Raw genomic sequence first — 9960 nt, forward strand, 5'->3', positions numbered from 1 at the left:
ACTGTATATGATGTGGTGGTGAAGGCGAAGAGGTCACACCTGTTCCCATGCCGAACACAGAAGTTAAGCTCTTCAGCGCCGATGGTAGTCGGGTCGATCCCCGTGAGAGTAGGACGCCGCCACGTCATTTCCCTTATACTTAGCATTTTGAAGCTTTATATTATTCCAACGTAGCTCAGTGGTAGAGCAATCGGCTGTTAACCGATTGGTCGTAGGTTCGAATCCTACCGTTGGAGCCACTTGCTTCCATAGCTCAGTGGTAGAGCACTTCCATGGTAAGGAAGGGGTCGCCGGTTCAAATCCGGCTGGAAGCTCTCAGAAGTAATCGTAAGAAGGCCCGTTGGTCAAGTGGTTAAGACACCGCCCTTTCACGGCGGTATCACGGGTTCGAATCCCGTACGGGTCACCAATTGATGGAGGATTAGCTCAGCTGGGAGAGCACTTGCCTTACAAGCAAGGGGTCGCAGGTTCGATCCCTGCATCCTCCACCATTCTAATTTCATAATGAGCCGGCCTAGCTCAACTGGCAGAGCAACTGATTTGTAATCAGTAGGTTGGGGGTTCAAGTCCTCTGGCCGGCACCACTAAATGTTTTTTGACTAACGTGGAGGGATAGCGAAGTTGGCCAAACGCGGCGGACTGTAAATCCGCTCCCATCGGGTTCGTAGGTTCGAGTCCTACTCCCTCCACCATTTATTTTAGTTGTTAGAGCATGGTCGATTGCTGATAGTACATAGATCAGCATATTTTTATGAGAAAATATATTTTTATGTATATTATTAAATTCAATGACCATACTAACATTGTACTCGTTGGGCCATAGCCAAGCGGTAAGGCAACGGTTTTTGGTACCGTCATGCGCTGGTTCGAATCCAGCTGGCCCAGCCATTTAATTCCTTCATTAATTGACGGGATTTTTTATTTTTCAATACATAAGCTCTATGTTTGTAGTTTATAAGCAGCATAAGCAGAGGTATCGACAAATAATTCGGTTTCCAAGCTATTAATTAAAATGATAGTAAAAGTTTCATTCTATATTGGGAGCCATTAGCTCAGTTGGTAGAGCAAGCCAACTTCTTGAATAGCCATCTCCGCAGGCTTGCGAGGAGTGAGACTTCTTAGGGTAAACTTGGCAACACGACGAGCATCTTTCGAACTCGTAATGAGATCTTAATTAACATTCCGAGCCATTAGCTCAGTTGGTAGAGCATCTGACTTTTAATCAGAGGGTCGAAGGTTCGAATCCTTCATGGCTCACTTTTTCAATCCGTTCATTTTGTGACTGTTCTGCTTATGCGGGAGTAGTTCAGTGGTAGAACACCACCTTGCCAAGGTGGGGGTCGCGGGTTCGAATCCCGTCTCCCGCTCCATATGGGGCCTTAGCTCAGCTGGGAGAGCGCCTGCTTTGCACGCAGGAGGTCAGCGGTTCGATCCCGCTAGGCTCCACTTTAATAAATACGAATTAATTGAGAAACTGACATCTTTAATAGATGTCAGTTTTTTCTTTTTCTGTCAATATGTGCACGCAGGGTAAGTAATCATGCAAGACTCGCTCTTTCATGATGCCTTATGTCGCATATATATACACTAAGATGTCTAGTTGAGTCATTTATCAAAAAAAGGATACAATTAGAATAGTGAATAAAGGAGGAAAATAAATGAATAAACAAATTTCCGTTATCGGGGTACCAATGGATTTGGGTCAAATGAGAAGAGGCGTCGATATGGGGCCGAGCGCGATTCGATATGCAGGTATGAGAGAGCGCTTAGAACAATTAAAATATGACATAGAAGACTTGGGAGATATTGATATTCCTTTGCCTCCTCAAACAGGAAGCGAGAAACTTGATAACTTAAGAAACTTGAATGAAATTTCTGAAGGAAGCCAAAGTTTAGCTAAAGAAGTAGATAAAGTGGTGGAAGAAGGACGCTTTCCGCTGGTACTGGGCGGGGATCACAGTATAGCTATGGGAACCTTAGCAGGCATAGCCAAACATTATGAGAATTTAGGAGTTATTTGGTATGACGCGCATGGTGATTTAAATACGGCTGATAGTTCACCTTCCGGTAATATTCACGGTATGCCTTTAGCTGTAAGCCTCGGAATCGGGCATGAGAAGCTTACAAGTATCCATGGTTATGAACCTAAAATCAAGCCGGAAAATGTTGTCATTGTGGGAGCGCGTTCGTTAGATGATGGTGAGCGTGACCTCATTAAGGAACATGGAATTAAAGTTTATACCATGCATGAAGTTGACCGTATGGGCATGACCAAAGTAATGGAAGAAAGTGTAGAATACTTAAAAGGGCGTACGGACGGTGTTCACTTAAGTCTTGATCTTGATGGATTGGATCCTCACGAAGCACCTGGAGTCGGTACACCTGTAATTGGTGGATTAAGCTATCGAGAAAGTCATTTAGCCATGGAGATGCTTTATCAGTCGGAAATGATTACTTCTGCGGAGTTTGTGGAAGTTAACCCGATTTTAGATGAAAAAAATAAGACCGCAAGTGTCGCAGTCGGTTTGATGGGGTCTCTATTTGGAGAAAGTTTAAAATAAATATTTTTATTTTCAGCAATCTGTCTCAGGCAGGTTGCTGTTCTTTTTGTTTAAGGTTTTCATATTCGTTCATAAGTTCGTCCAAACGGATACTCATCTGCAGGACCTCTTTAGATGTTAATGAGTTCCTTCTCGCTGCCCTGCTCATTTCTTCACGGCACATTTCAATTTCATTAATTAAAAATATTTCCTGTTCCATGTAACATTCCTCCTATGTAAGTTTTTACATTTACTCTCTTATAACCCATACTAATAGAAGTTAAACTTATAAAAAGATATATTTTTATATAATTTTTGAAACTTAGCCCTGAGGTCATCCGTAAAGGATATCGACCGCAAGTAAAGCGGAGGTATAGCAGATGGAAACCATGATTAAACAGAAAATTAAAGAAGTGAAAAAAGGGGACCAATCAGCGTTTGAAGATATCGTATCTTTTTACCAGACTAAAGTGTACCATATTTGTTTACGTATGGTTGGGAACGCCTATGAAGCTGAAGATCTTGCACAAGAAGCCTTTATCCGTGCTTATACAAATATCCATACGTTTGATGAGAAAAGGAAATTTTCAACTTGGTTATATAGAATTGCAACCAATTTGTCAATCGACCGAATCCGTAAAAAGAAACCGGATTACCACCTCGATGCTGAGGTAAGAGGGACGGATGGACTGGATATGTATTCTCAATTGGCAGCTGACCAGGCTTTGCCGGAAGAAGAGGTAGAGAGCCTTGAACTTCAGAGTTATATCCATAAGGAAATTTTGGCCTTGCCGCCTAAATACCGTAGTGTAATCGTATTACGTTATTTAGACGAATTAGCACTTCAGGAAATAGCAGAAGTGCTGGACATCCCCGTGGGTACAGTAAAGACCAGAGTTCACCGCGGCAGGGAAGCATTGCGCAAAAGGCTTCGCCATGTGTAAAGGAGTTGAGGGAATGAATTGTAAAAAAGAAGCTATTTCACTCATGCATAAATATTTGGATGGGGAGCTAAAGAGAGAAGAAGAGAGACGACTGCGTAACCATCTGCAAAACTGCCCTTCCTGTCAAAACCATTTTCATGAATTAAAGCGTTCGATTACGCTGATAAAAAATACAGGTCCATCTTCGGCACCGAGTAATTTTACTGCAAACGTAATGAAGAGTCTTCCTAAAGAAAAAAAGAGGAAAAACTATATTAGAGCCATGCAGCGTCATCCAATATTGACAGCTGCCGCGGTATTTTTCATTCTTATGTTCAGTGGCATCTTTTCCGCTTGGAATCAGGATCATCATGTAACGGTATCTAAACAGGAAAACCTGGAAATCAGGGATAATACCGTAATCGTTCCTGAAGGTGTCACGATTAACGACGATCTGGTCGTCAGGAATGGAGATTTGAAAATTCTTGGAAAAATAAATGGTGATGTTACCATCATTAATGGAGACATTATAAATGGAAAGCCAAAGGGTGATATCGAAAATAATTTAGATTCATCCACCCTCCGTGCCTATACGGGAGAATTGACCGAGGTCAATCAAATCTATGAGTGGGTATGGTACCAAACGAAACATATAGTTTCTGATCTCTTTTCGTTTGAAGCAGATCAGGAGGAATAAACTCCAGGGTGATTTTACACCCTGGTTTTTTATACTAAATTGTCTGTTTGAATTGAATAATGGTTCTCATATTCCGATAAATAGAAGTGTGATATAATAATACAGGTAAATTTTTTTCTAAAAATTGCTTGATTTTAAAATTAAAAGGAAGTGTAGGCATGCTTGATGGGGGATTTGATGTATTAGATTATTTCTTAATTACGGTTGATATCGCCCTTGTCTGGTTTGTTGTATATAAATTAATCATGCTGATCCAGGGGACGAAAGCCGTACAGCTGCTAAAAGGTATATTCGTTATTCTGGGTATATGGTTATTGAGTAATTTATTTGGACTTACCACATTAAGGTGGTTAATGTCCCAGGCCATTACATGGGGTTTTCTTGCTATTATTATTCTTTTCCAGCCTGAACTCCGACGTGCATTAGAGCAATTAGGAAGAGGGAGCTTCTTCAGCAGAAACTCCTCCGAAGAGGATACAACTGAGAAATCAATTCAGGCTATAATTAAATCATGTAATTATATGGCTAAACGCCGTATAGGAGCCCTTATAACAATTGAAAGGGACACGGGAATGGGAGACTACGTTGAAACGGGGATTCGCATTGGCGGCCACCTTTCTAATGAGTTACTGACCAATATATTTATCCCTAACACTCCGCTTCATGATGGCGCCGTCATACTTAAAAATGATGAAATTGTCGCGGCTGCCTGCTACTTGCCGTTGTCTGAAAGTCCTTTTATTTCGAAGGAGCTTGGGACAAGGCACCGGGCGGCAATGGGGATCAGTGAGGTAACCGATGCATTAACCATCGTGGTTTCTGAAGAGACTGGAGCGATTTCCTGTACGAAAAACGGGGAACTTCACAGAAACCTCGACCAGGAAAAACTGGAAGAAATCCTCCGGACGGAGCTTGACTATTCCTCCGCAGTGAAGACCTGGAACTGGAGGGGGAAAAAGAATGGATAATTGGTTGAAAAGTATTTGGTTCATCCGAATTATTTCCTTGATTCTGGCAGGGTTATTATGGATTACAGTGAATGTAGATAATAATATGGACTCTGATTCTTTGTTCTTTAATGAAAACTCCTCGGATATGGAGACAATGGACAATATCCCACTTGAGATCAGATTTGACAGTGAGGAATACGTAGTAAGTGGATTGCCTCAAGAGGTTTCTGTAACAGTGGAAGGTCAGGCCAGTGTAGTTACTCCGGTAGTACGCCAGAAAAACTTCACGGTCTTTGTGGATTTAAACGGATTAGGTCCAGGAGTGCACGAAGTCTCTCTACAGCATTCAGGAATATCGAATCAACTTTCTGTTTCTCTCAAACCTAAAACGATCGAAGTCACTATTGAAGAAAAAGTCAGTGAGGATTTCGAAGTGAAGGTTGATTACCTGAATGAAAGCAGACTGGACAGTGAGCTCGTGCTAGAAGAACCAACGGTACAACCGGAAATGGCAACCATTACGGGATCAGCTTCTGTGGTCGATCGAGTGGCATCTGTGAAAGCTGTAGTCGATGTCGGATCAGCTCAGAGTTCACTTGAAGATATAGAAGCATCCGTGAAAGTATATGATGAACAAGGCAACGAGTTGAACGTGCTGGTCGATCCTACAACGGTTAAAGTAAATGTGCCACTATCCAAAAGGAAAAAAGAAGTTCCAGTGCAGGTTACACCAAAAGGTGGGGCTCCTGAAGGTGTGGTGGTCAATTCAGTAACTACTTCTACAGAAACAGTTACGTTGTACGGCCCAGAGGATGTCTTGGCGGTTATCAATAAGCTGGAGGAAATCCCTGTAGATATAACGGAAGTTACGGAAGACCAGACTCAGGAAGTGGAAATCCCGGTTCCCAATGGGGTTACCACTGTAGAACCAGAAAGGCTTGAAGTAGAAATAGATGTGGAAGATTGAAATGACAATGACCCACAATAAAATAAAAGTTTTCGCGGAATCGTTTAATCATAGCGCAGATTAATTAGGGTTCTTTCCTGCGATCACAATAAATGCAGCTAAATAACAAACAGTTTCACTTTAGAAAGAGAGGTTTTATTTATGGGAAAATATTTTGGTACAGACGGGGTCCGTGGTGTTGCTAATAAAGAACTGACCCCGGAACTTGCATTTAAACTCGGGCGATTTGGAGGTTATGTGCTAACAAAAGAGGTTACGAAACCTAAAATCCTTATCGGGCGTGACACGCGTATTTCAGGAGAGATGCTGGAAGGTGCTCTTGCTTCTGGCTTGCTGTCCATTGGCGCGGAGGTTATGCGTTTGGGTGTCATCTCTACTCCGGGGGTAGCTTTCTTAACAAAGGCGCTTCAGGCAGAGGCAGGGATTATGATTTCTGCTTCTCATAATCCTGTGGAGGATAATGGGATAAAATTCTTTGGACCAGATGGTTTCAAACTAACAGAAGCTCAGGAACAAGAAATTGAAGAGCTGATTGATGGGGAAACAGATACACTTCCACGTCCGTCCGGTTCTGATTTAGGTCAAATTAACGACTATTTTGAAGGTGGACAAAAGTACTTACAGCACCTCAAGCAGACAGTCGATTATGATTTTGATGGACTGCATATCGCATTAGACTGTGCGCACGGTTCTACCTCTTCGCTTGCTTCTCATTTATTTGCTGATCTAGAAGCTGATATCTCTTCTATCGGAGCATCACCAGATGGGCTGAATATTAACGAAGGTGTAGGCTCCACCCATCCTGAAAAACTGCAGGAACTGGTTAAGGAAAAAGGAGCAGACATTGGCCTTGCTTTTGACGGAGATGGAGATCGGTTAATTGCAGTGGATGAAAAGGGAAATATTGTGGATGGCGACCGCATTATGTATATATGTGCTCAGCACATGAATCAGAGTGGAACACTTACTCATTCAACGGTCGTTTCAACGGTTATGAGTAACCTTGGATTCTACAAGGCGTTAGAATCCAAAGGCATGAAAAGTGATAAAACCGCGGTGGGCGACCGCTACGTAATGGAAGAAATGCGCCGCGGCGGCTATAACCTGGGCGGTGAACAATCAGGCCATATTATTTTCCTCGATCATAATACAACTGGCGACGGGCTGCTTTCTGCACTCCAGCTGGTCAATGTTATGAAAGAAACCGGCAAGCCTTTGTCAGAGCTTGCCGGTGAAATGGAGAAATTTCCACAAGTTCTTAAGAATGTGAGAGTCATTGATAAAAATAGAGTACAGACTCATCCTCGTGTTCAAGAAGCCATTCAGGCAGTAGAAGAAGAAATGGGAGGTAGCGGACGGGTGCTGGTCCGTCCTTCAGGTACTGAACCGCTTGTACGGATTATGGTCGAAGCACCAACTGAAGAACAATGTGAAACCTACGTGAATAAAGTAGTTAAAGTAGTAGAAGAAGAATTGGGTATGAAAGAAGAATAAAGACAAGTCGCAGGGGGCACATGCGTGCATCCTGCGGCATACTATATAGCGTGGTTTTCAAGACCCTCATAATAAAGATTGACCTGCAAATAAAAGTTCAGGTAAAATAAAAGCTGGCCTGAAAAAATAAGTTTACCGCAGTTTTGTTTTGGTAATGTAAGTTAAGGGCCGTATTCAAGCATAGAAAAGGAGAGAAGAAGTAATTAATTGAAAAGCGCCAGGACTGTGTGCTGAAGTAGCAGCACAGTTGACGAGGAGGAGGTTCATCGAACGTTCGGCGGATGCCTCCCAGTTGCCGCACTCAACTGGAAGTTCAAAGGTTAAACCAAAGAGGCGACTCTTTGCTCAAATCCTTTGAACAAAGTGCTTAAAATACAGAAACGCAACGGGAGAGGGGCAGCGAATCAGCCCCTGAATTAGATTGATGCTCATTCGTTGCCCTTACTCCATAATTTGAGGAGGACAACAACTTATGTGTGGAATTGTAGGATATATAGGACAAGATGATACGAAAGATATATTACTGAATGGCCTTGAGAAGTTGGAATATCGCGGTTATGACTCTGCGGGAATTGCCACTTTGAACAATGATGGTGTGAACGTATTTAAAGTAAAAGGCCGCATTGCTGCCTTAAGAGAAGCTGTTGATGAAAATAATAAAGCTACTCTTGGAATCGGTCACACCCGTTGGGCAACACATGGTGTGCCAAGTCGTGAAAATGCTCACCCGCACCAAAGTGTTTCTGAGCGATTCACTATTGTTCATAATGGTGTAATTGAAAACTATATTGATATTCGTGATGAGTATCTGGCTAATGTGAATATGAAGAGTGAGACGGATACAGAAATCATTGTCCAGCTTATCGAAGTATTAAATGAGCAAATGGACGATGTAGCAGCTGCTTTTCGTAAGGCAGTAGAATTACTATCCGGATCCTATGCTATCGCTCTAATTGATCGTGAGAACAAAGATACGATTTATGTAGCTAAGAATAAAAGTCCATTACTAGTTGGTCTGGGTGACGACTTCAATGTTGTTGCCAGCGATTCTATGGCTGCATTACATGTTACGGATCAATTTTTGGAGCTGATGGATAAAGAAACGGTTATCGTTCAAAGGAATAGTGTAGAAATTCAAAAATTGGACGGTACTACTGTATCACGTGAACCATTCACAGCAGAGCTGGATGCTACAGATATAGAAAAAGGGACATACCCTCACTTCATGCTTAAAGAAATTGATGAACAGCCATTCGTTATTCGTAAAATCATTCAGGAATATAAAAATGAAAATGATGAAATCAAGCTAGACCTTGATATTCGTCAGGCTATGAAAAGTTGTGACCGCATTTATATCATTGCTGCTGGAACGAGTTACCACGCAGGACTTCTTGGAAAACAATTCATTGAGAAATTAGCGAATATTCCAGTAGAAGTTCATGTGGCCAGTGAGTTCTCTTATAACATGCCGCTTCTTTCTGAAAAGCCACTATTCTTGTTTATTTCACAAAGCGGAGAAACAGCGGACAGCCGCTCTGTACTTGTCCAAATAAAAGAACTTGGTCATCCAGCGTTAACGCTCACAAACGTACCTGGATCCACCCTTTCCCGGGAAGCAAATTATACAATGCATCTGCATGCAGGACCTGAAATTGCAGTTGCATCAACGAAAGCTTATACAGCACAAATGGCCGTCCTGGCTATCCTTGCGGTTGATACCGCACGTGCTAAAGGTCTTGAGCTCGAGTTTGATCCAATGCAGGAGCTGGGAATTGCTGCCAATGCTATGGAAGCTTTAACGGATCAGAAGGAAGAACTAGAAGAACTGGCTCGTGAATACCTTCCGACCACACGCAATTGCTTCTTCATTGGTCGCAGTGTGGATCATTATGTAGGGCTTGAAGGTTCTTTGAAATTAAAAGAAATATCTTATATTCAAGCAGAAGGTTTTGCCGGCGGTGAATTGAAGCACGGAACCATCGCACTAATTGAAGATGGAACCCCTGTTATAGCCCTTGCCACTCAGGAGAACGTTAATTACTCTATCCGTGGTAATGTCCAAGAGGTAGAAGCTCGTGGGGCAAACAGCTTAATTATAAGTATGAAGGGGCTTGATAAAGAAGGAGATGCATTTGTCATTCCTTATGTACATCACCTTCTTACACCGCTTGTCTCTGTGATTCCTCTGCAGCTAATTTCTTATTACGCCGCGCTTCACCGCGATTGCGATGTTGATAAGCCTCGTAACTTAGCTAAGAGTGTTACAGTAGAATAAAATACGCGTTAATAGAGAAAAAGGCAGTTGAGTTTTAATACTCAGCTGCCTTTTTTTATGGGAGTTAAAATGCGCAGGTGAAAAGACGCTGCATTTTCATGTATTTGTACATCA

At 42.3% G+C, this 9960-nt stretch carries 8 protein-coding genes, 10 tRNA genes and 1 rRNA gene; 18 read left to right on the forward strand and 1 reads right to left on the reverse strand.

All coding sequences use genetic code 11. The annotated features are described in order from the left end of the window. Positions 1–11: 11 nt before the first annotated feature. From rrf to rocF, 12 genes are all read left to right on the forward strand, one after another. Positions 12–125 (forward strand): 5S ribosomal RNA (gene rrf / locus WAM07_RS00035). 39 nt (positions 126–164) lie between these two features. Beyond that, a tRNA-Asn gene (locus WAM07_RS00040) sits at positions 165–239 on the forward strand. 3 nt (positions 240–242) lie between these two features. After that, positions 243–314: transfer RNA gene (locus WAM07_RS00045), tRNA-Thr, on the forward strand. A 20-nt stretch (positions 315–334) separates the two neighbouring features. Continuing rightward, positions 335–409: transfer RNA gene (locus WAM07_RS00050), tRNA-Glu, on the forward strand. Between the two features lie 6 nt (positions 410–415). After that, positions 416–491 (forward strand) — tRNA-Val (locus WAM07_RS00055). A 17-nt stretch (positions 492–508) separates the two neighbouring features. Next, positions 509–584 (forward strand) — tRNA-Thr (locus tag WAM07_RS00060). A 22-nt stretch (positions 585–606) separates the two neighbouring features. Then, positions 607–692, forward strand: a tRNA-Tyr gene (locus WAM07_RS00065). 121 nt (positions 693–813) lie between these two features. Further along, positions 814–888: transfer RNA gene (locus WAM07_RS00070), tRNA-Gln, on the forward strand. 296 nt (positions 889–1184) lie between these two features. Beyond that, positions 1185–1257: transfer RNA gene (locus WAM07_RS00075), tRNA-Lys, on the forward strand. A 38-nt stretch (positions 1258–1295) separates the two neighbouring features. Continuing rightward, positions 1296–1370 (forward strand) — tRNA-Gly (locus tag WAM07_RS00080). A gap of 3 nt (positions 1371–1373) precedes the next feature. Further along, positions 1374–1446, forward strand: a tRNA-Ala gene (locus tag WAM07_RS00085). A 212-nt stretch (positions 1447–1658) separates the two neighbouring features. Next, the gene (gene rocF, locus WAM07_RS00090) at positions 1659–2561 is read left to right on the forward strand and encodes an arginase (protein WP_422163722.1); all 903 of its coding nucleotides are present in this window, start codon (positions 1659–1661) and stop codon (positions 2559–2561) included. A gap of 25 nt (positions 2562–2586) precedes the next feature. On the opposite strand, the gene WAM07_RS00095 is transcribed toward rocF, so the two are convergent. Beyond that, complete coding sequence (locus WAM07_RS00095; protein ID WP_422163724.1) at positions 2587–2760, reverse strand: Spo0E family sporulation regulatory protein-aspartic acid phosphatase; 174 nt, start codon at positions 2758–2760, stop codon at positions 2587–2589. 160 nt (positions 2761–2920) lie between these two features. On the opposite strand from WAM07_RS00095, the gene sigW reads away from it, so the two are divergent. The 6 genes from sigW to glmS all read left to right on the forward strand — a co-directional run bounded on the left by sigW (position 2921) and on the right by glmS (position 9846). After that, positions 2921–3484, forward strand: a complete 564-nt coding sequence (sigW, locus tag WAM07_RS00100) for an RNA polymerase sigma factor SigW (protein ID WP_422163726.1) — start codon at positions 2921–2923, stop codon at positions 3482–3484. Positions 3485–3497: 13 nt separating this feature from the next. Next, positions 3498–4160 (forward strand): zf-HC2 domain-containing protein, encoded by a 663-nt coding sequence (locus WAM07_RS00105; protein ID WP_422163728.1) that lies wholly within the window; start codon positions 3498–3500, stop codon positions 4158–4160. A 158-nt stretch (positions 4161–4318) separates the two neighbouring features. Continuing rightward, a complete protein-coding gene (gene cdaA / locus WAM07_RS00110) occupies positions 4319–5128 on the forward strand; it encodes a diadenylate cyclase CdaA (RefSeq protein WP_089752578.1) in 810 nt (269 codons plus the stop codon). Continuing rightward, positions 5121–6077: a YbbR-like domain-containing protein gene (locus WAM07_RS00115; protein WP_422163730.1), complete on the forward strand. Its 957-nt coding sequence runs from the start codon at positions 5121–5123 to the stop codon at positions 6075–6077. The genes cdaA and WAM07_RS00115 overlap by 8 nt, the downstream gene beginning before the upstream one ends. Positions 6078–6218: 141 nt before the next feature. Then, positions 6219–7571, forward strand: coding sequence for a phosphoglucosamine mutase (gene glmM / locus WAM07_RS00120; RefSeq protein WP_422163732.1), 1353 nt, complete (start codon positions 6219–6221; stop codon positions 7569–7571). Positions 7572–8043: 472 nt separating this feature from the next. After that, a complete protein-coding gene (glmS, locus tag WAM07_RS00125; protein ID WP_422163734.1) occupies positions 8044–9846 on the forward strand; it encodes a glutamine--fructose-6-phosphate transaminase (isomerizing) in 1803 nt (600 codons plus the stop codon). The last annotated feature ends 114 nt before the right edge of the window (positions 9847–9960 follow it).

Origin of the sequence: Halobacillus sp. (assembly GCF_049282395.1) — a bacterium.
In the GTDB taxonomy this organism is placed as follows: domain Bacteria; phylum Bacillota; class Bacilli; order Bacillales; family Halobacillaceae; genus Halobacillus.